Source organism: Aeromonas veronii bv. veronii, from assembly GCF_000820225.1.
GTDB classification, from domain to species: Bacteria; Pseudomonadota; Gammaproteobacteria; order Enterobacterales; family Aeromonadaceae; genus Aeromonas; species Aeromonas veronii.
Window position 1 is genome coordinate 19316 of the sequence record NZ_CDDK01000007.1, and the last position, 19817, is coordinate 39132.

The following is a 19817-nucleotide window of genomic DNA, read 5'->3' on the forward strand; positions in this document are numbered from 1 at the left end:
TTGCCCTTACAGTAAAGGTTAGGGTTTGCCCGTCGGCGTTTTGTGGTGCCGACGGGTTCCGGGGAGGAACAACATGACCACTCATCTTCAATCACCCATTCATCTGCAGTTGCCGCTCAGCGGCATGAGCTGCGCCAACTGCGCAGGCCGCATCACGACCGCCCTCAACAAGCTTGAAGGGGTCGAGGCCACAGTCAACTTCGCGCTGGAGCAGGCGGCCATCGAGCTGGCCAGCCCCGATCGCCTGTCTGCGGTGCTCGACAGCATCAAGAGTCAGGGTTACGACTACGGCAGCGAGACCTTTTTGTTTCAAATTACCGGCATGACTTGTGCCGGTTGTTCGGCTCGACTGAACAAGATGCTGGCCGCGCTGCCCGGCGTTATCTCGGCCGAGGTCAACTTCTCCATCGAACAGGCCCGCATCGTGCTGGTCCCCGGGATGCAGACGCCAGCCGCTTTGCGCGAGCAGATCGAGGCGCTTGGCTTTGGCGCCCAACTGGCACAGGGTTCGGCCAGCGGCCGCCGCCAGCAGTTGCTGGAGCGGGAAGCGCAGGAGGCCGCCACAGCCCGTCAGGCTCAAACCCGGGTCATCGTCTCGGCTTGGCTGACCTTGCCGCTGCTAGTGGGGATGCTGGCCATGGCCGGACTGTTCCCCTGGCATCTGCCCGCCTGGCTGGAGCTGCTGCTCGCCACCCCGGTGCAGTTCTGGGTAGGCAGACGCTTCTATCGCGGTGCCTGGCTCGCCATCAAGAACCGCGCAGCCAATATGGATGTGCTGGTGGCAACCGGTACCAGCGCCGCCTACTTCTACAGCCTCTATCTGCTGCTGACGTTGGGGATGGCCGCCAGCGGCAAGCTTTATTTCGAGGCGAGCGCCATCATCATTACCCTGATTTCGTTGGGAAAACTGCTGGAGGCGAGAGCCCGCCGCAGCACCCAGTCCGCCATTCGCGAACTGATGGCGCTGCGGCCGGAAACCGCCACCGTCTGGCGTGGCGAGAGCTGGCAGAGCGTCGCCATTGACGAGGTGCTGCGCGGCGATCGGTTGCGGGTGTTGGTGGGTGAGCGGGTGCCGGTGGATGGCAAAATCGTGAGCGGCGCCAGCGAGCTGGACGAGTCGATCCTCACCGGCGAGAGCCTGCCGGTGCCGCGCAGTGTGGGCGACAAGGTGCTGGGCGGTGCAATCAACCGCTCCGGTGTGCTGGAGATCGAAGCCACTACCGTGGGGGAGGATTCCAGCCTCAGCAAGATCATCGCGCTGGTGGAGAGCGCCCAGATGGGCAAGGCGCCGCTGCAACAGCTGGTGGACAAGGTCTCCGCCGTGTTCGTACCGGTGGTGATGGCCATTGCCCTGTTCACCCTGCTGATGTGGTACGCCATCAGCAACGACTTCGGTCAGGCGCTGCTGGCAGCGGTGGCGGTGCTGGTGATCGCCTGTCCCTGTGCGCTGGGGCTGGCAACGCCTGCGGCCATTGTCACCGGTACTGGAGTCGCGGCGCGCCACGGCATCCTGATCAAAGACGTGGATACCCTGCAGAAGGCCCACGCCATCAAGGCGCTTATCTTCGACAAAACCGGCACGCTCACTCAAGGCAAGCCGGTGCTGGCGAGCTGGAGTGGCAACGACGAGCAGCTGCGCCTCGCTGCCGCCCTGCAGCAGGCGAGTGAACACCCGCTGGCGCTGGCGATGCGCGAGGCGGTCGACAAAGAGGCGGTGCTGCCCCAGCCGGAGGTGGTGGAGGTGCGGGTCGGTGCCGGTATTGTCGGTCAGGTCGCCGGTCACAGGGTCGCCATCGGTAATGGAGCACTGCTGGCCCAGCTCGGCATTGCAGTGCCACAACAGGATCAACAAGTCGCCGATGGCGCTACCCGGGTCTGGGTGGCCATCGATGGTGCGGTGGCTGGCATAGCTGCCTTGGCCGATACCCTGCGTCCCGAGAGTCCTGAAGCCATCGCCACCCTGCGCCAGCGCGGCATCGCCAGCTGGCTGGTGAGCGGCGATGCACCGGCGCCGGTGGCCCATATCGCCGCCAAGCTGGGGCTGGACGGGGCCTTCGACTCTGTACTGCCAGCCGGCAAGGTGGAGAAGGTCGCGGCGCTGCGGGCGCAAACCCGCGGGCTGGTGGCCATGGTGGGGGACGGGGTGAACGACGCCCCGGCGCTGGCGGCGGCGGATGTCGGCATTGCCATGGGCTCCGGCTCCGATGTGGCGATGGAGACCGCTTCCATCACCCTGATGCGATCCGACCCGCGGCTGGTGGCCGATGCCATCGACATCTCGGCGGCGACCTGGCGCACTATCCAGCAGAATCTGTTCTGGGCCTTCGTGTTCAACATCATCGGCATTCCGCTGGCGGCACTGGGTTATCTCAGCCCCGAGCTGGCGGGGGCGGCCATGGCCCTGAGCAGCATCACAGTTTTGAGCAATTCCCTGTTATTGAAACGCTGGCAGCCCAGGGCGGCGCACGGGCCAGCATCCAACCCGATCAATAAGGAGGCATAAATGAACATCAGCAAGGTTGCCAAGGCCACAGGGCTGACTGCCAAGACCATCCGTTATTACGAGAGCATTGGCCTCATCACAGCCCCGGTACGCAGTGACAACGGCTATCGCAGTTACACCGAGGGGGCGCTGCGCGAGCTGCGTTTCGTCAAGCGGGCGCGGGAGACCGGCTTCAATCTGGAGGAGTGTCAGGAGCTGCTGGCGCTCTATCGGGACGAGCACAGAACCAGTGCCCAGGTGAAGAAGCTGGCGCAGGAGAAGATCGTCGATCTGCGCGCCCGCATTGCCGGGCTGCAGGCCATGCTTACCTCCCTGGAAGGGTTGGTTTGCTGCTGCCACGGGGATGAAAATCCCGAGTGCCCGATCCTCGACGAATTGGAGAAGGGGTGAGCAAGGACTCACCTGCCAGCGCAGAAGAAATCGTTATTGATTGATTAACTTCTTAATAAGCGGCGCTTTATTGTTGCGGGTCAGGGGGTAATGGTAGACTGCTCGGCTCTTGTACAGGAGTACTCAGTTGACCCAGAGTGTGACACGCCAGGTTAAGCAGGCCATTATGGCCCAGCTCTATACCCATGCATCGTTCAGTCTCCCCTGTTTGGGCGTGTTGGCATTTGGCTGGAGTCTGCTGTTTCACGACTATCTACCCGCCATCGAAGCGCTCGGTTGGCTGGCAGGCACTTTCCTGTGGCTGCTGGGTCGGGGCTGGCACCTGCGCTGGCGTCGAGCCCGCCTGCACCAGACTCCGCTGCCGGTGTTGGAGCGGGAGCTCTTTATCGGAGCCACCATCACCTCCATCATCTGGGCCCTCGGGGTACTGCTCTACATGGACAAGCTGCCCGATACCTACCGGGCCGCCATGATGATGCTCTCCAGCCTCATTCTTACCGGCAGCGCCATCATGCTGTTTGGCAGCCGCCGTACCCTCTATGGTTCCGCCCTGCCGCTGGGCATGGCGATGCTGTTCGAGCTGGGCAATGGCAACGAGCAGGAGCGGATCGTCTCCTGCATGCTGGCGGGCTATCTGTTTGTCTTTCTGCCGACCCTGCTGCGCCGGATGCGGCGGGATCAGATCGCCTCGCTCCACCACCGTTTCTCCAACGCCGAGCTGGTTGCCGAACTGAAGGCGGTCTCCGAGCATTTGCGCCTCACCTCCCGCCTCGACGGACTGACCGGCATCGCCAACCGCGCCCATCTCGACGACTCTCTGGAGCGGGCCTGGCGGCGCTGTCACCGCGCCCGGGCGCCGTTGTCGCTGGTGCTGGTGGATGTGGATTACTTCAAGCAGTTCAACGATCTCTACGGCCATCAGCTGGGGGATGACTGCCTGCAACAGGTGGCGGGGCTGCTGGCCGAGGTGGAGCGGCGCGAGGACGATCTGGCGGCCCGTTACGGTGGCGAAGAGTTTGCATTGCTGCTGCCCTGCACCGGCATGCAGGGGGCACTGCAGGTGGCGGACAATGTGCGGCAGGCGCTCAAGGAGCTGGCCATCCCGCACCAGAAGTCACTGGTCTCCGGTCGGGTCACATGTAGTTTTGGTGTTGCGACACTGATACCGGACAACAGCATGAAAATCGCCGATTTGATCCAAAAAGCGGATGCGGCACTCTATCAGGCCAAGCATAATGGGCGGGATCGAATCGAAGTAGCCTTGATGGGTAAGGTTGCCTGAATTTAACGTGACAGATTAAAGAGGTTGTCTATGCAATGTCATCGTATCGAAGAGCTGCTGGAGTTGTTGCAGCCTGCCTGGATCAAGGAACAGGATCTCAGCCTGGTGCAGTTTGTTGCCAAACTGGCCCAAGAAGCGGGATTTGAAGGGCCTCTGTCCGAGCTGACCGACGACATGCTGATCTATCACCTCAAGATGCGGGAATCCGACAAGCAGGCGATGATCCCCGGTCTGGCCAAGGATCACGTGCCCGATTTCAAAGAGGCACTGCTCAAGGCCCGCGGAATCAAGTGAATCTTTAGCGGAAGCGCATCACCCCGGGGTGATGCGCTTTTTTGTTGCCGAAAATTGCGATCCAACCCCAATATTAGATACATCTAATCCACACAATTAGCATGCTGTTTAAGATATAATCCGCTCCATAACAAATAAGGGAGCGATGTCTTGCAATGGCCGACCACGATAAAATCGATATCAAGGACGTCACCGACAAGGGCGTAACCGGGACCTTCAACCCCAATACGTTCAAAGCCAGCGACGACAGATTCAACCCGGGTAACCGCATCTATGTGCGGGCCCAGAAAGGGTATTGGCAGCGGATGCGCAAGGCCATGGGCTGGTTCTTTGTGGCGCTGTTCGTGCTGCTGCCCTGGCTGCGTTACGACGGGCGACAGGCGGTGCTGTTCGACCTCGGTCACCAGCAGTTCCATATCTTTGGCGCCACCATCTGGCCGCAGGATCTGACCCTGCTCGCCTGGCTCTTCATGATCGCCGCCTTCGGACTCTTCTTTATTACCACCTTCCTCGGTCGGGTCTGGTGTGGCTATCTCTGCCCGCAGACAGTCTGGACCTTCATGTTCATCTGGTTTGAAGAGAAGCTGGAAGGGCCCGCCAACAAACGGCGCAAGCTGGACGAGGCGCCCTGGAGCGGCGAGAAGCTGGCTCGCAAGGGGGCCAAGCATCTGGCCTGGCTGGCGATCTCGCTGGTGACCGGCCTGACCTTCGTCGCCTACTTCCAGGATGTAACTGAACTGGTGCCGGACCTCTTCACCCTGCAGGCCAGCGGTTGGGTACTGTTCTGGGTGCTCTTCTTCACCATCATCACCTACGGCAATGCAGGCTGGATGCGTGCCATCATGTGTATCCACATGTGCCCCTATGCCCGCTTCCAGTCCGCCATGTTCGACAAGGACACCTTCATCGTCGGCTATGACACCAAGCGTGGCGAGACCCGTGGCGCCCGTTCCCGCAAGGCGGATCCCAAGGCGATGGGGCTGGGCGACTGTATCGACTGCGATCTTTGCGTGCAGGTCTGCCCGACCGGTATCGATATTCGCGACGGCCTGCAGTACGAGTGCATCAACTGCGGTGCCTGCGTCGATGCCTGCGACCAGACCATGGAGCGGATGGGCTACCCGAAAGGGCTTATCAGCTACACCACAGAGCACAAGCTGGCCAACGACTCCACCCATGTGGCGCGGCCCAAGCTGATAGGTTACGGCTTGGTGATGGCGGTGATGCTGGGGGTATTTGTCTACAACGCCATGTCCATCATGCCGATGGGGCTCGATATCCTGCGGGATCGCAACCAGCTGTTCCGCGAAAACAGCGAGGGGCTGATTGAGAACACCTACACCCTCAAGATCCTCAACAAGACCCTGCAGTCCCAGACCTACCAGCTGGATGTGGAGGGCTTGCCCGAGTATCAGTGGTTCGGCCCCCGTGAAGTGACCCTGAAGGCGGGCGAGATCTACACCCTGCCGGTCAGTCTGGCGGTCGATCCTTACAACCTGAAACGGCCGGCGCTGGATATCCAGTTCGTGCTGAAACGGGAGGGTGCGGCGCCCGATGACAGCAAGGGCAACCTGCGCCAGGGCAGCAAGTTTATCAGCCGGTTGTAACTGCGTGTGGCTGCGGGCGGGGCGTGACACCAGTCCGGTCACCAGCGAGCACGGCAATGCCGGTCAGTAGTGATAGAATGGGGCGCAACGGCGCCCCTTTCTTATGGTGGATGACATGCGTTTCAACTATTCCGACCTCAATCCCGACCTCATCATGGATGCGCTCGATCTCAGTGGCCTGCGGCTCGACTCCGGCCTTATCGAGCTCAACAGCTACGAAAACCGGGTCTACCAGTTTCAGGATGAGGATCGTCGCCGCTATGTGGTGAAGTTCTACCGTCCCGGCCGCTGGAGCCGGGCCCAGATCCTCGAGGAGCACGAGTTTGCCACCCGTCTCGCGGAGGCTGAGATCCCGGTCGCCGCACCGCTCGCCTTCGCGGGCGAGACCCTGCTGGAGCACGAGGGCTACCCCTTTGCCATCTGGCAGAGCGTCGGTGGCCGCCAGTTCGAAGTGGATAATCTCGATCAACTGGAGTGGGTGGGGCGTTTCCTCGGCCGCATTCATCAGATCGGCGCCAGCAAGCCGTTCCACCATCGGGTGCGACTCGATGTGGAGAGCATGCTGCATGAGCCGCGTCAGCTGCTGGCGTCTGGCGAGTGGCTGCCAAGCGGGCTGGCGAAGCAATTCTTCGGGGTACTCGACGAGCTGATCAAGCATGTCAGCGACGCCATGGCCCTGGATGTGGCGCAGATCTCCCTGCATGGCGATTGCCACCCGGGCAACATCCTCTGGCGCGATGGCCCCATGTTTGTCGACCTCGATGATTGCCGTACCGGCCCCGCGATTCAGGATCTCTGGATGATGCTGAGCGGCGAGCGCCACGAGCAGCAGATCCAGCTCGATACCCTGCTGGCAGGCTACGAGGAGTTTATGGAGTTCGACTCGCGGGAGCTGGCGCTGATCGAGCCGCTGCGGGCGATGCGCATCGTTCACTACATGGCGTGGCTGGCGCGGCGCTGGGAAGATCCCGCCTTCCCCCGTCACTTCCCCTGGTTCAATACCGATCACTACTGGCGTCAACAGATAGCGACCCTGCACGATCAGCTGGAGGCACTCAAGGCGCCACCGTTGAGCCTGATGCCAAACTGGTGAAATAGAAGGGATCTTGCGCGGCAAGGGGGACTCGATCTCCGGCCCTGACCATTGACGTCAGCATGGCGAAACAATAGGCTTGGCACTGCTTCGGTTCGCCGGGCGTGCCTCACAGTGATCCCTTAACAGGAAACATCATGAAAAAAGTTCTATTTTTCCTTGCTGCCATGCTGATGATCCCCATGGTTCACGCCGCCCCCGAGTTCAAGGAAGGCGTCAACTACGATGTGGTCAAACAGACTGGCAGTGCCCAGCCGGAAGTGATGGAGTTCTTCTCCTACTACTGCCCGCACTGCGCTACCTTCGAACCGATCGTTGAACAGTTGAAGGCCGGGTTGCCAGAGGGTGTGCCCCTCAAGAAGAACCCGGTTGCCTTCCTCGGTCGCGAGATGGGCCCCGAGATGCAGCGTGCCTACGCTGTTGCCAGCCTGCTCAATGCCGAAGCCAAGCTGACTCCGGCCATCTTCAACAAGATCCACACCCAGCGTCAGCCGCCGATGAGCCGTGATGACGTGAAGAAGATCTTCGTGGACAACGGCGTACCGGCTGAAGAGTTCGACGGTGCCGTCGACAGCTTTGCCGTCTCCGGCATGGTCTCCCAGTTCGATCGCAACACCGAGAGCTACAACATTCGCGGTGTACCGGCTTTCCTGGTGAACGGCAAGTACATGGTGAAGATTGAATCCATCACCTCTCAAGAGCAGTTCAACAAGCTGGTGCAGTTCCTGCTGGCCAAGAAAGACTGATACCCCTTGAGTCGATAAAAAGCCCGCCGGTGTGAACCGGCGGGCTTTTTGTTTTCTGGCAATCTGGCAGGTCAGACCCCGACGTGGAAGGCCTGCTTGAGGTTGCGGATAAACTCCGCATCCCGGCAGAGGGTCTTGCCCGGGCTGTCGGAGATCTTGGCAACCGGGCCGCCATTGCACTCGATCAGCTTGAAGACGATGTTCATCGGGCTGACGCCGGGCAGATCGCAGGTGAGCTTGGTGCCGATGCCGAAGCTGGTATTGATGCGGCCACGGAAGTGGCGGAACAGCTGCACCGCCTTGTCGAGGTTGAGCCCGTCGGAGAAGACCAGGGTCTTGTCGGTGGGGTCGATGCCGAGGCGCTGATAGTGGCTGATCGCCTTCTCGCCCCACACTACGGGATCGCCGGAGTCGTGGCGCAAGCCCTGGTAGCTGCTGGCCAGCTCGAAGTCGAAGTCCCGCAGGAAGGCATCCATGGTGATGCAGTCGGTCAGGGCGATGCCGAGATGGTCGGTGAACTCGTCCAGCCAGCTGGTGAGGGCGGCGCGCTGGCTGTGCTCCAGCGGGAAGCCGAGCTGCTGGTGCGCCTGGAACCACTCATGGGCCTGGGTGCCGACCGCGGGCAGCTTGTACTTCTGGGCCAGCATGTAGTTGCTGGTGCCGCGAAACGCCGGCAGCCGCTCCTTGAGGCGACCCACTACCGCATCCTGTACCGCGTGAGAGAAGCGGCGGCGGGTGCCGAAGTCGATGAGGTTGAACTCGCTCATCTCGTCGCTGCTCAGCTCCTTCTCCAGCTTGTCGATCTTCTGATCGAGCCGCTCCAGCGCGTGGCTGACGCCGAACTGGGGATAGCGGAAGCGGTTGCGCATCTCGCTGATGATGGCGAGCACCGGGATTTCCCACAGGATCACATCCTGCCAAGGGCCCTCGACCCGCACATTGATGCGGCCATCCTGCTCGAACACTTTGAGTAGCGAGGCGTCGAGCGGCTTGCGGCGCAGGTGGTCGAGGTAGTCAGGGGTGAAGAAGGGACGCTCGGCCAGAAAATCGAGCTCTGGCTTGGTCAGTCGCAGGGATCCGGCGAGGCGCAGTTGCTCCTCGATCTGCCCCATCATGGGCAGCAGATCCTCTTCATTGCGGCTGTGAAACTCGGCCACCACCTCGGCATCCGGATAGCGATGGAACACCGCCTGCTGCATATGCAACTTGTAGGCATCGGTGTCGAGCAGGCTGGTGAGGATTGGGGGCATATCAGGCTCCTCGCAGACTGGTGAGCACGATGGTGCTCCCCTGCCGCATATGTAACGTGCAGGCATCGGTGTCGAGCAGGCTGGTAAGAATCGGTGGCATATCAGGCGTCCAGCAGGCGTTGTACATCGATCAGGGTCTGGGCCAGTTCGGCCCCTGCCTCGATCATCTGGGTGTGGGCGCTGGCAACCGTCGCGGGGGCGATGCCACGGCAGGCATCGAGATGGACGATCACCCGGAAACCGGCGCGGCGCAGTTGCAGCACGCTGGTTTTGACACAGTAGTCGGTGGCGAGGCCGCCGACCAGTACGGTATCGACCTGGCGGGCTTGCAGGAATTCGATGAGTCCGGTGCTGCGCCGTTCAGCCAGGTCGTGGAAGCAGGTGCCGTAGGGATGCAGATCAGGCTCGACCCCCTTCCAGACGAAGAAGTCATAGTCGATGGGGGCGGGCAGGCCGTCGAGCAGCTCGAAGCCCTTGCTGCCCGGTACGCAGTGAACCGGCCAGGTGAGGTCGGCGTTGGGCAGATCCAGCGGCAGCAGCATACCTGCGGGGTCAGAAACGGCCCAGTCGGCATTGGCAGGGTGAGAGTCCTTGCTGCCGATCCGCAGCGTGGCGAGGGTGGCCTGAGCGTTTAGCGCAGCCACAATATCATCACCGCCCGCGACGGGCAGTTCGTTCGGGCAGAGGGGGGTAAAGCCCTTCTGCGCATCAATATCCAGGCTGGCGACGGTTCCCATGATTGGCTCCTGCACATACTATTCGTGTGATATTATCTACCAAACATTAATCGAAGGCGAGCAGGGCGATCGGCATGCTGAGAATGAGTCTGGATATGGTGGTGCTGCGGTTGCATGAGGAGCGGCTCGAACTGCTGCTCGAGACCCGCGATCGCCCCCCCTTTGCCCACTGCTGGCAACTGCCTGCGCTGCGCATCGACGAGACCCGGGATCGGGATCTGGATGCCGCCCAGCGCCGTCTTTTGGCGGAGTGGGGGCTCGGTCACTGCTACAGTGAGCAGGTCTGCACCCTCGGCAATCTGGAGCGGGATCCCCGCGGCTGGTCCACGACCCTGGTCTATCTCTGTCTGGTGGATCCGGAAGTGGAAGCGATCCACGGCTGCTGGCATCCGCTCGCCAACCTGCCGGGGCTGAGCCTCGCTTTCGACCATGTCCAGCTCATCGCCAAGGGGTTGGAGCGGCTGCGGATCAAGAGCCGCTACAGCACCCTGCCGCTGCAACTGCTGGGGCCCGAGTTCACCCTCTCCGAGGTGCAGCGCGCCTTCGAAATCATCCTGCAAACACCCATGAATACGGCGGCATTTCGCAAGCGGATCCATCGCGCCGACATTCTTGTAGACACCGGCCGCAAGCGCACCGGCAAACAGCGCCCCGCTATTCTCTACCGGTTGGAGAGTCCCTGCTGCGTGATGTTCGATCAGGTGATGCATGGAGCGGAAGCATGAGTGAGACCGGCGTGCACAAGGTGCTGGTGAGTGCCTGCTTGCTGGGTCAGCCGGTGCGTTACGACGGTCAGAGCAAGGGGATCGTCAGCGACTGGCTGAGTGCACTGGGTGCCGAGGGGCGGGCGCTGGCCTTCTGCCCCGAAGTGGCGGGCGGTCTGCCGACCCCGCGTCCTCCTGCCGAGCGGCAGGGCGAGCGTGTAGTGACGGCGAGCGGGCTGGATGTGACTGAAGAGTTTGATCGCGGCGCCGAGCTGGCGTTGGCTATTTGTCAGGCGCAGGGCATTCGCTTCGCCCTGCTGAAAGAGGGGAGCCCCTCATGTGGCAGCGGCCGTATCTATAACGGCCGCTTTGAAGGTGTTTCTGTAGCGGGCGAGGGCAAGACCACTGCCCTGCTGCGCCGCCACGGGATTGCAGTCTTTTCCGAAGATCAGTTGGCCGAGTTGGCTTCTGCGCTCTCTTTGGATTCTTCCCCGGATTTGGCGGCAACAGGCAGCGGCACCTGACCGCTCTGCCACCCCTCCAGCACCTCGTCCTTCTCCTGCCAGCGCTGGTTTAGCCACTCCTGAAAACCGCGCTTGAACTGCTTGTCGTTGAAGTAATCTCCTATCAGCTGTTCATTCACCGGCAGCTCCTCAATCCGCACCTGAATGCGTTTTACCCGTCCCATCAGGAAGTCCTTGAACGGGGTCTCGGCGTTGTCCGGATAGCGGATGGTGACGTTGATCAGGCTGTCGAACTGCTCGCCCATGGCTGCCAGCGTAAAGGCTAGCCCCGCCGCTTTGGGGGGCATCAGATGGCGGTAGCGGGAGCGGGCCGCATCCCGTTTCTGCTCGGTGAAGCGGGTTCCTTCCACGAAGTTGATGACGGTAGTGGGGATGTGGCGAAACTTCTCGCAGGCGTTGCGGGTGGTCTCGATATCCTTGCCGCGTAGGTGCGGATTTCTTAACAGAAATTCTCGCGAATAGCGGCGCATAAAGGGCATATCGAGCCCCCAGCAGGCGAGCCCCAGCAGCGGGATGTAGATCAGCTCGTGCTTCATGAAGAACTTGGGCACCGGCAACCTATCCCTGAACAGGTGACCGAGCACCACGATATCGGTCCAGCTCATGTGGTTGCTGATGATGAGATACCAGCCATCCTTGCGCAGCTTGGTATTGTCCTCCACCTGCCAGTCAATACGGGTGGTGAGGCGGATCACCAGCGCATTGCAGGCCAGCCACAGACGCATGAAGCGGTTGTTGAGCCGGCTGCAGGCGCGGCTAAAGGCCGGGATCGGCAGCAACAGTTTGGCCAGCGACACCAGCAGGATCAGACTGGCGCACAAGGCGGTGAAAAGGATGGTCAGGCCCGTGCTGATGATCAGCACCAGCGGGCCGGGAAGCAGGGATAGCATGAATGTTTACTGCGCCTTGGTTGCCAGCAGTTGGCTCAGGGTCTGGTCCTTTTCGTGCCAGATCCCGTTCAACCACTGTTGAAACTCTTGTTGGAACTCGGGGTCATTGAAGTAATCCCCCACCAGCTTGCGGTCGATCGGCAAATAGCGGACCTGAACCTTGATTTGCCCGACCCGGCCACACATGAAGTCCCAGTAGCTGGGAATGCCGTCCGGATAGGCGATGGTGACATCCACCAGTTGATGCAACTGATCACCCATGGCTGCCAGGGTAAAGGCGATGCCGCCTGCTTTCGGGTGGAGCAGGTGACGATAGGGCGAACCCTGCTTCTGATGTTTGCCCTTGGTGAAGCGGGTGCCTTCGACGAAGTTCATCACACTCACCGGAATGTGGCGGAACCTGGCACAGGCTTTACGGGTTGTTTCTATGTCTTTTCCCTTCAGATGGGGATGCTTTTCCAGAAATTTCCTGGAATATCGCCGCATGAAGGGGAAGTCGAGCGCCCACCATGCCAGACCGAGAAAAGGTACCCAAATCAGCTCTTTCTTGAGGAAAAACTTCAGGAAGGGGATTTTTTGGTTAAAAACCCGCTGCAGTACCAGTATGTCGACCCAGGATTGATGGTTGGCAATCACCATATACCACTCATTCCGGCGCCCTTTGTCCACTCCGACCACCTCGAAAGGGGTTTTGATGATGGTTTTCTGGATCAGATTGTTGAAACCGATCCAGCAGCTGGCACAGCCATCCAGCAGCCAGTTGCAGAGGGTGCGCCACCCCTTGAGGGGGAGCAGGAGCTTGAGCAGACCCAGCGAAAAGATGGGGACAAACCAGAAGAGGGTGTTGAAAAAATAGAGCAGGGTGGAGAGGCTGCCGCGCAGTCGCTCTGTCAGCTTGTTGGGCATGAGTCGGGTCCGTCTTGCTGTCGATAAAGGGCCATCAAGTGGTCAGATCTGTGGCCATAATATCAGCCGATTGCCCGTGAGACCATTCAGAGCCGTTACGGGGTCGGACTCACCCTTTCCCTTCTGTCAACTGCTGCGCAGTCGCGACAGCAGCCGGTCCATGGCGCGATAACCGAGCGCCTCGATAAGATGCTCCTTGCCGATGGCGGGTTGCCCGGCCAGATCGGCGATGGTGCGTGACACCCGCAGGATGCGATGCCAGGCCCGGATGCTGAGCCCCAGCTTCTGGATGGCGTTCTCCAAAAATTCGGCATCTTGCGGTGATAGGCGGCAAATATCCTCTATCTCACGGCTATCTAGCAGGTTGTTGAGCTTGCCGTTGCGACTCAGCATGCGCTCTCTCGCCACCAGTACCCGATCGCGGATCTGCTGACTAGACTCCCCCCGCTCCGCCTTGCCGGTCAAGCTCCCCTTGGGTAGCAGTGGCACTTCCACAGTCAGATCGAAGCGGTCGAGAAAGGGGCCGGAGAGCTTGCCGAGGTAGCGCAAGATCTGATCCGGGCTGGAGCGGGTCTGGCCGTCACCATAGTGGCCGCAGGGGCTGGGGTTCATGGCGCCGACCAGCTGGAAGCGAGCGGGAAAATCCACCTGACGGGCGGCCCGACTGATGGTGATGTGGCCCGTCTCCAGCGGCTCGCGCAGGGAGTCGAGCACCTTGCGCTCGAACTCGGGCAATTCATCCAGAAACAGCACCCCGTTGTGGGCCAGCGAAATTTCGCCGGGCCGCGGGTGGCTGCCGCCTCCCACCAGCGCCACTGCCGAGGCACTGTGGTGCGGCGTGCGGTATGGCCTGTGGTGCCAGTGACCAGCGCGCGGTGTGAGGCCACCGATGGAGTGGATGGCGGCGGTCTGCTGCGCCTCCTGTTCGCTCAGCGGCGGCAGAATGCCGGGCAGACGGCTCGCCAGCATGCTCTTGCCGGTGCCGGGTGGGCCGATGAACAGCAGGTTGTGGCTGCCAGCGGCGGCGATCTCCAGCGCCCGCTTGGCCTGTGACTGGCCGATCACATCCTGCAGGTCCGGCACATCTGGCAGGCTCTCCGCGCTTTGGGGAGCCGGCAGTGGCAGTTCGTACTGGCCTGCCAGCCAAGCTGTGACGGCCAGCAGCTGATGGGCGGTGCGCACCTCGGCATCCTGAATGAGAGAGGCTTCCGGGCCGTTCTCTCGCGGTACCAGCAGGGTGCGCCCCGCATCCCGGCAGGCGAGCACGGCGGGCAGCACCCCGAGCACAGGGCGGATCTCTCCGGTCAGGGCCAATTCCCCCAAAAATTCGTGATCGAGCAGATATTTTGCCGGTATCTGCTTGGAAGCAGCGAGAATACCGATGGCGATGGCCAGATCAAAACGGCCCCCCTCCTTGGGTAGATCGGCGGGAGCCAGATTGACGGTGATGTGTTTGCTCGGGAACTCGAAATTGCCGTTGAGCAGGGCGCTGCGGACCCGATCTCGCGACTCTTTCACCGAGGTTTCCGGCAGGCCGACCATATTGAAGGCGGGCAGGCCGTTGGAGAGGTGAACTTCCACCGTAACTTGCGGGGCCGCGATCCCGAGGCTGGCACGGCTATAAACCACAGCTAATGACATAAATCCCGTCCTTGAGTTGATATATGTTCTGACTAACTGCTTGTTGTTGGTTTTTTATTCCAGAGTTCCGGCTGGGGAATAGCCAAAATCAGTGGGTTGTCACAGAAAAAAGGCTTGCCCAATAAAAATCACCGTGCTAGTTCTAATAGCCATTCGCGGTAGAAACCGCCCCAATTTCACAGGATTTCCGGTTGTAACTATGAACATGGCCTCCCGTTTCGTCAGCATTATTGTGGTCCTAGTGGTGATTATTATCTCACCGCTCGGGGCTCGTTTAGCTGTACGGAACAAGGGATAGACCCACCACCGGACAGAACGAAACAAGCGACCCCCGAGCCTCACAGCTCGGGGGTTTTTTTTCGACCAAAGGACAGGATTTTCCACATGAACGGCGCGCAGTTTTTGGTACAGGCTCTCAAGAAACAGGGTGTGACCCAGGTGTTTGGTTACCCGGGCGGGGCCATCATGCCGGTCTACGATGCCCTGTATGACGGTGGTCTGGCCCATCAGCTCTGCCGCCATGAGCAGGGCGCCGCCATGGCGGCGGTGGGCTACGCCCGCGCCTCCGGTCAGGTGGGGGTCTGCATCGCCACCTCCGGCCCCGGCGCCACCAATCTGGTGACCGGTCTGGCAGAGGCGCTGCTCGATTCGGTGCCGCTGGTGGCCATCAGCGGTCAGGTGCCCTGTGCCGCCATCGGCACCGATGCGTTTCAGGAGGTCGACGTGCTCGGCATGTCCCTCTCCTGTACCAAGCACTCCTTCATGGTGACCGATGCCGCCGATCTGGGGCGCGTGCTGGCAGAAGCTTTCGCCATCGCCACCGAAGGTCGCCCCGGCCCTGTGCTGATCGATCTGCCCAAGGATGTGCAGTTGGCCGCGGTGCCTGCCCAGAGCCCGCTGTTTGCAGTGGAAGAGCCGGAGGTGCTCAACCCCTCGGAGTTGACTGCTGCCCGCTCCTTGCTAGCCGCTGCCGAGCGCCCGGTACTCTACGTCGGTGGCGGGGTGGGCATGGCCAATGCCGAGCAGCAGTTGCGTGACTTTGCTGCCGCAACCGGCATGCCTGCTGTCACCACCCTCAAGGGGATTGGCGCGCTCGACCCCGATAGTCCCGTTTACCTCGGTATGCTAGGCATGCACGGCACAAAGGCGGCCAACTACGCGGTGCAGCAGTGCGATCTGCTGCTGGTGGTGGGTGCCCGTTTCGACGACAGGGTGACCGGCAAGCTGGAGGAGTTCGCCCCCGAGGCCAAGGTGATCCATCTCGATGTGGATGCCGCCGAGTTCGGCAAGCGCCGCGCCGCCGAGGTGGGTATCACCACGGATCTCAAACAGGTGCTGCCGCGCCTCGCCATGACTCTCGACATCGCCCCCTGGCGTGAACACTGCGCCGCCATGGCTCGCGAATATGCGTTTCGCTACGACCACCCGGGTCAGGCCATCTATGCCCCGGCCTTGCTCAAGCAGCTTTCTGCCAAGTTGCCGGAGACCAGCGTGGTGGCTTGCGACGTGGGTCAGCATCAGATGTGGGTGGCCCAGCACATGCGCTTCACCAGCCCGCGCAACCACCTCTCCAGCGCCGGTCTCGGCACCATGGGGTTCGGTCTGCCGGCCGCCATCGGGGCCAAGATGTCGCGCCCGGAGGATGAAGTGGTGCTGGTGAGCGGTGATGGCTCTTTCATGATGAACGTGCAGGAGCTCGGCACCATCCGCCGGGCCCAGCTCAAGGTGAAGATGGTGCTGCTGGATAACCAGCGCCTCGGCATGGTGCGCCAGTGGCAGGAGCTGTTCTTCGACGGCCGCTACAGCGAGACCATCCTCTCCGACAACCCCGATTTCGTCGCCCTGGCTGCCGCTTTCGGCATTCCGGGCGAGACCATCACATGCAAGGAACAGATAGCCGGTGCCCTCGATCGCCTGCTGGCAAGCGAGAGTGCCTACCTGCTGCATGTGGCCATTTCAGAGGAAGAAAACGTCTGGCCCCTGGTTCCGCCGGGAGTCGCCAACCACCAGATGATGGAGCAACGCCCATGAATCCGCACACCCTTGCCCAGCCAGCATTTGCACAACACACCCTGCATATCCACGCCCAGCCCAGACCGGAAGTGATGGAGCGGGTGCTGCGGGTGGTGCGTCACCGCGGCTTCAATCTCTGCGCCCTTAATATGGAGCAGGATTGCCAACAGCTGCGGATCACGGTTACTGTCGAGTCGGTGCGTCCCATCCAGCAGTTGTGGAGCCAGCTGGTAAAGCTGGTGGACGTCTCCCGGGTCGATGCACTGGAACAGCAACCCCGGATCAGAGCTTAAGGAGCCAAGCCAATGTCACAGCCTTCCCAATCCGCCACTCACCCGCAATACATCTGGTTCAACGGCAAACTGGTGCCCTGGCAGGATGCCCAGGTGCACGTGATGAGCCACGCCCTGCACTATGGTTCCTCGGTGTTCGAGGGGGTGCGTGCCTACGATACCCCCAAAGGCACCTGCATTTTCCGTCTGCAGGAGCACACTCGCCGCCTGTTCGACTCCGCCAAGATCTACTGGATGGACGTCCCCTACAGCGAGTCCGAAGTGAATGAAGCCTGCCGCACCGTGGTGCGCGAGAACGGCCTGAAGAGCGGCTACCTGCGCCCGCTGGCCTTTGTCGGCAATGTGGGGCTGGGGCTGCATCCGCCGCTGGATGCCAAGGCCGACCTGATGGTGGCCGCCCTGCCGTGGGGTGCCTATCTGGGGGCAGAGGGGCTGAAAAACGGGGTGGATGTGTGCGTCACCTCCTGGAATCGGCTCGCTCCCAACACCATACCCACAGGCGCCAAGGCCGGGGGCAACTACCTGTCGTCCCAGCTGATCAGTCGCGAGGCCAAGCGCAACGGCTTTGCCGAGGGGCTGGCGCTGGATGTGAACGGCTATCTGAGCGAAGGGGCGGGGGAGAACCTGTTTCTGGTGAAGAACGGCGTACTGTTCACCCCGCCTGCTACCGCCGCCATCCTGCCCGGCATCACCCGCGACACCATCATGACGCTCGCGCGTGACTTGGGTTACGAGGTGCGCGAGCAGGCGCTGCCCCGTGAGGCGCTGTATGTCGCCGACGAAATCTTCATGACCGGCACCGCCGCCGAAGTGACCCCGGTGCGCTCCGTCGATCGGATGACGGTGGGCGCTGGCAGCCGTGGTCCGGTGACCGAGCAGCTACAAAACGCCTTCTTCGGCCTGTTTAACGGCAAGACCGAAGACAAGTGGGGCTGGCTGACCCCAGTCAACGACTGATGAGAGAGGGGAGGCGTCATGCCTCCCCGAGTCGCTTCCGGTGAGCGCTTCCCTGAGGAGTCTTCACCAGGATCGATTCCGATCCACTCGTATCATCACCGCATAACGCATCGAGCCCATATGGGCATTCAGGGAGTAGAGACATGCCGAAGTTGAGATCCGCCACCACCACCCACGGACGTAACATGGCCGGGGCCCGCGCCCTGTGGCGCGCCACCGGAATGACCGATCAGGATTTCGGCAAGCCCATCATCGCCGTGGTCAACTCCTTCACCCAGTTCGTGCCGGGCCACGTTCACCTCAAGGATCTGGGCCAGCTGGTGGCGCGCGAAATCGAAGCAGCGGGTGGTGTTGCCAAGGAGTTCAACACCATCGCCGTGGATGACGGCATCGCCATGGGCCACGGCGGCATGCTTTATTCCCTGCCATCGCGGGAGCTGATCGCCGATTCGGTGGAGTACATGGTCAACGCCCACTGCGCCGACGCCATGGTCTGCATCTCCAACTGCGACAAGATTACCCCGGGGATGCTGATGGCCGCCCTGCGCATCAACATTCCGGTGATCTTCGTCTCCGGCGGCCCGATGGAAGCGGGCAAGACCAAGCTCTCCGACCAGATCATCAAGCTGGATCTGGTAGACGCCATGATCCAGGGCGCCGACCCCAAGGTCTCCGATGCCCAGAGCGAACAGGTGGAACGCAGTGCTTGCCCCACCTGCGGCTCCTGCTCCGGCATGTTTACCGCCAACTCCATGAACTGCCTGACAGAGGCGCTTGGCCTCTCCCAGCCGGGCAACGGCTCAATGCTGGCAACCCACAGCGACCGCGAGCAACTGTTCAAGCTGGCGGGTCAGCGCATCGTGACTTTGGCCAAGCGCTGGTATGAGCAGGACGATGCCTCGGCACTGCCGCGCAATATCGCCACCAAGGCGGCATTTGAGAACGCCATGGCGCTCGATATCGCCATGGGCGGCTCCACCAATACCGTGCTGCACCTGCTGGCGGCGGCGCAGGAGGCAGGTGTCGACTTCACCATGGCCGATATCGACCGCATGTCCCGCAAGGTGCCGCAGCTCTGCAAGGTGGCGCCCTCCACCCAGAAATACCATATGGAAGATGTGCACCGCGCCGGCGGCGTGGTCGCCATTCTGGGCCAGCTGGAAAAAGCGGGTCTGGTGCATGGGGATACCCGTACCGTGCTGGGTTGCTCTCTCGTCGAGCAGCTCGATGAATATGACGTCAGCCGCCAGCCCAGTCAGGAGGTGGTGGACTTCTATCGCGCCGGGCCAGCCGGGATCCGCACCACCAAGGCGTTCAGCCAGGATTGCCGCTGGCCGGAGCTGGATCTGGACAGAGCCGAAGGCTGCATCCGCTCGCTGGACAACGCCTACAGCCTGGAAGGGGGCCTGGCCGTGCTCGCCGGCAACCTGGCGCTGAACGGTGCCATCGTCAAGACCGCCGGGGTGGATGAGGAGAACCTCACCTTCCGCGGCCCGGCCCGGGTATTCGAGAGCCAGGACACGGCGGTCGCCGGCATTCTGGATGGCACCGTCAAGGCCGGTGAAGTGGTGGTGATCCGCTACGAGGGCCCGAAAGGGGGCCCCGGCATGCAGGAGATGCTCTATCCCACCACCTATCTGAAATCCATGGGACTCGGCAAGGCATGCGCCCTGATCACCGATGGCCGCTTCTCCGGCGGCACCTCGGGCCTCTCCATCGGCCACGTTTCGCCGGAGGCGGCCTCCGGCGGCACTATCGGTCTGGTGGAGGATGGCGACATCATCAACATCGACATCCCGGCTCGCAGCATGGTGCTGGAGGTGGCCGACAGCGTGCTGGCTGCCCGCCGCGTCGCCGTCGAAGCCCGTGGCTGGAAGCCGCTCGATCGCCAGCGTCAGGTCTCCTTTGCCCTGCGCGCCTACGCCATGTTCGCCACCAGCGCCGATAAAGGTGCGGTGCGCGATCGTTCGATGCTGGGGGAATAAAT

At 61.7% G+C, this 19817-nt stretch carries 18 protein-coding genes; 13 read left to right on the forward strand and 5 right to left on the reverse strand.

What is annotated here, in order from left to right; genetic code table 11:
• Nucleotides 1-73 precede the first annotated feature (73 nt).
• The 7 genes from BN1139_RS03165 (at nucleotide 74) to BN1139_RS03195 (ending at nucleotide 7915) form a co-directional block, all read left to right on the forward strand.
• Nucleotides 74-2503: a heavy metal translocating P-type ATPase gene (locus BN1139_RS03165; RefSeq protein WP_005356115.1), complete on the forward strand. Its 2430-nt coding sequence runs from the start codon at nucleotides 74-76 to the stop codon at nucleotides 2501-2503.
• On the forward strand, nucleotides 2504-2893 hold the full coding sequence (cueR, locus tag BN1139_RS03170; RefSeq protein WP_005356117.1) for a Cu(I)-responsive transcriptional regulator: 390 nt from the start codon (nucleotides 2504-2506) through the stop codon (nucleotides 2891-2893).
• Nucleotides 2894-3020: 127 nt separating this feature from the next.
• Complete coding sequence (locus BN1139_RS03175) at nucleotides 3021-4175, forward strand: GGDEF domain-containing protein (protein ID WP_005339596.1); 1155 nt, start codon at nucleotides 3021-3023, stop codon at nucleotides 4173-4175.
• Between the two features lie 30 nt (nucleotides 4176-4205).
• A complete protein-coding gene (locus BN1139_RS03180; protein ID WP_005339598.1) occupies nucleotides 4206-4469 on the forward strand; it encodes a YihD family protein in 264 nt (87 codons plus the stop codon).
• Nucleotides 4470-4624: 155 nt separating this feature from the next.
• Complete coding sequence (gene ccoG, locus BN1139_RS03185) at nucleotides 4625-6076, forward strand: cytochrome c oxidase accessory protein CcoG (RefSeq protein WP_005356121.1); 1452 nt, start codon at nucleotides 4625-4627, stop codon at nucleotides 6074-6076.
• 103 nt (nucleotides 6077-6179) lie between these two features.
• Nucleotides 6180-7169, forward strand: coding sequence for a serine/threonine protein kinase (locus BN1139_RS03190; protein ID WP_013724197.1), 990 nt, complete (start codon nucleotides 6180-6182; stop codon nucleotides 7167-7169).
• A gap of 137 nt (nucleotides 7170-7306) precedes the next feature.
• The gene (locus tag BN1139_RS03195; RefSeq protein WP_005356138.1) at nucleotides 7307-7915 is read left to right on the forward strand and encodes a thiol:disulfide interchange protein DsbA/DsbL; all 609 of its coding nucleotides are present in this window, start codon (nucleotides 7307-7309) and stop codon (nucleotides 7913-7915) included.
• 71 nt (nucleotides 7916-7986) lie between these two features.
• Here the strand turns inward: BN1139_RS03195 and pncB are convergent, their stop codons facing one another.
• Together pncB and BN1139_RS03205 are read right to left on the reverse strand one after the other, a co-directional pair.
• Nucleotides 7987-9165 (reverse strand): nicotinate phosphoribosyltransferase, encoded by a 1179-nt coding sequence (gene pncB, locus BN1139_RS03200; RefSeq protein WP_005339605.1) that lies wholly within the window; start codon nucleotides 9163-9165, stop codon nucleotides 7987-7989.
• A 101-nt stretch (nucleotides 9166-9266) separates the two neighbouring features.
• Entirely contained in the window at nucleotides 9267-9902 is a 636-nt protein-coding gene (locus tag BN1139_RS03205) for a nicotinamidase (RefSeq protein ID WP_005356142.1), read from the reverse strand.
• Nucleotides 9903-9976: 74 nt separating this feature from the next.
• Here BN1139_RS03205 and BN1139_RS03210 point away from each other — a divergent pair, with 74 nt between their 5' ends.
• On the forward strand, nucleotides 9977-10627 hold the full coding sequence (locus BN1139_RS03210; RefSeq protein WP_005339607.1) for an NUDIX hydrolase: 651 nt from the start codon (nucleotides 9977-9979) through the stop codon (nucleotides 10625-10627).
• Entirely contained in the window at nucleotides 10624-11130 is a 507-nt protein-coding gene (locus BN1139_RS03215) for a 2-thiouracil desulfurase family protein (RefSeq protein WP_005356145.1), read from the forward strand. The genes BN1139_RS03210 and BN1139_RS03215 overlap by 4 nt, the downstream gene beginning before the upstream one ends.
• On the opposite strand, the gene BN1139_RS03220 is transcribed toward BN1139_RS03215, so the two are convergent.
• The 3 genes from BN1139_RS03220 to BN1139_RS03230 all read right to left on the reverse strand — a co-directional run bounded on the left by BN1139_RS03220 (nucleotide 11055) and on the right by BN1139_RS03230 (nucleotide 14567).
• Entirely contained in the window at nucleotides 11055-12020 is a 966-nt protein-coding gene (locus BN1139_RS03220; RefSeq protein ID WP_013724196.1) for an acyltransferase, read from the reverse strand. The two genes, BN1139_RS03215 and BN1139_RS03220, sit on opposite strands and share 76 nt — an antisense overlap.
• A 6-nt stretch (nucleotides 12021-12026) precedes the next feature.
• On the reverse strand, nucleotides 12027-12926 hold the full coding sequence (locus BN1139_RS03225; RefSeq protein WP_005339610.1) for an acyltransferase: 900 nt from the start codon (nucleotides 12924-12926) through the stop codon (nucleotides 12027-12029).
• Between the two features lie 126 nt (nucleotides 12927-13052).
• Entirely contained in the window at nucleotides 13053-14567 is a 1515-nt protein-coding gene (locus tag BN1139_RS03230; protein WP_013724195.1) for a YifB family Mg chelatase-like AAA ATPase, read from the reverse strand.
• 384 nt (nucleotides 14568-14951) lie between these two features.
• Between BN1139_RS03230 and ilvG the strand changes: the two genes are divergently transcribed.
• The 4 genes from ilvG to ilvD all read left to right on the forward strand — a co-directional run bounded on the left by ilvG (nucleotide 14952) and on the right by ilvD (nucleotide 19815).
• The gene (gene ilvG / locus BN1139_RS03235) at nucleotides 14952-16598 is read left to right on the forward strand and encodes an acetolactate synthase 2 catalytic subunit (protein ID WP_005356156.1); all 1647 of its coding nucleotides are present in this window, start codon (nucleotides 14952-14954) and stop codon (nucleotides 16596-16598) included.
• On the forward strand, nucleotides 16595-16873 hold the full coding sequence (ilvM, locus tag BN1139_RS03240; protein WP_005342011.1) for an acetolactate synthase 2 small subunit: 279 nt from the start codon (nucleotides 16595-16597) through the stop codon (nucleotides 16871-16873). Before ilvG ends, ilvM begins: the two co-directional genes overlap by 4 nt.
• A gap of 12 nt (nucleotides 16874-16885) precedes the next feature.
• Nucleotides 16886-17830 (forward strand): branched-chain amino acid transaminase, encoded by a 945-nt coding sequence (locus tag BN1139_RS03245; RefSeq protein WP_005356161.1) that lies wholly within the window; start codon nucleotides 16886-16888, stop codon nucleotides 17828-17830.
• Between the two features lie 143 nt (nucleotides 17831-17973).
• Complete coding sequence (gene ilvD / locus BN1139_RS03250) at nucleotides 17974-19815, forward strand: dihydroxy-acid dehydratase (RefSeq protein ID WP_005356164.1); 1842 nt, start codon at nucleotides 17974-17976, stop codon at nucleotides 19813-19815.
• The last annotated feature ends 2 nt before the right edge of the window (nucleotides 19816-19817 follow it).

Bases quoted from the DNA above. Each gene is read 5' to 3' on its own strand.
- BN1139_RS03165 (WP_005356115.1), top strand. From the start codon at position 74: ATGACCACTCATCTTCAATCACCCATTCATCTGCAGTTGCCGCTCAGC.
- cueR (WP_005356117.1), top strand. From the start codon at position 2,504: ATGAACATCAGCAAGGTTGCCAAGGCCACAGGGCTGACTGCCAAGACC.
- BN1139_RS03180 (WP_005339598.1), top strand. From the start codon at position 4,206: ATGCAATGTCATCGTATCGAAGAGCTGCTGGAGTTGTTGCAGCCTGCC.
- ccoG (WP_005356121.1), top strand. From the start codon at position 4,625: ATGGCCGACCACGATAAAATCGATATCAAGGACGTCACCGACAAGGGC.
- BN1139_RS03190 (WP_013724197.1), top strand. From the start codon at position 6,180: ATGGTGGATGACATGCGTTTCAACTATTCCGACCTCAATCCCGACCTC.
- BN1139_RS03195 (WP_005356138.1), top strand. From the start codon at position 7,307: ATGAAAAAAGTTCTATTTTTCCTTGCTGCCATGCTGATGATCCCCATG.
- pncB (WP_005339605.1), bottom strand. From the start codon at position 9,165: ATGCCCCCAATCCTCACCAGCCTGCTCGACACCGATGCCTACAAGTTG.
- BN1139_RS03205 (WP_005356142.1), bottom strand. From the start codon at position 9,902: ATGGGAACCGTCGCCAGCCTGGATATTGATGCGCAGAAGGGCTTTACC.
- BN1139_RS03210 (WP_005339607.1), top strand. From the start codon at position 9,977: ATGCTGAGAATGAGTCTGGATATGGTGGTGCTGCGGTTGCATGAGGAG.
- BN1139_RS03215 (WP_005356145.1), top strand. From the start codon at position 10,624: ATGAGTGAGACCGGCGTGCACAAGGTGCTGGTGAGTGCCTGCTTGCTG.
- BN1139_RS03220 (WP_013724196.1), bottom strand. From the start codon at position 12,020: ATGCTATCCCTGCTTCCCGGCCCGCTGGTGCTGATCATCAGCACGGGC.
- BN1139_RS03225 (WP_005339610.1), bottom strand. From the start codon at position 12,926: ATGCCCAACAAGCTGACAGAGCGACTGCGCGGCAGCCTCTCCACCCTG.
- BN1139_RS03230 (WP_013724195.1), bottom strand. From the start codon at position 14,567: ATGTCATTAGCTGTGGTTTATAGCCGTGCCAGCCTCGGGATCGCGGCC.
- ilvG (WP_005356156.1), top strand. From the start codon at position 14,952: ATGAACGGCGCGCAGTTTTTGGTACAGGCTCTCAAGAAACAGGGTGTG.
- ilvM (WP_005342011.1), top strand. From the start codon at position 16,595: ATGAATCCGCACACCCTTGCCCAGCCAGCATTTGCACAACACACCCTG.
- BN1139_RS03245 (WP_005356161.1), top strand. From the start codon at position 16,886: ATGTCACAGCCTTCCCAATCCGCCACTCACCCGCAATACATCTGGTTC.
- ilvD (WP_005356164.1), top strand. From the start codon at position 17,974: ATGCCGAAGTTGAGATCCGCCACCACCACCCACGGACGTAACATGGCC.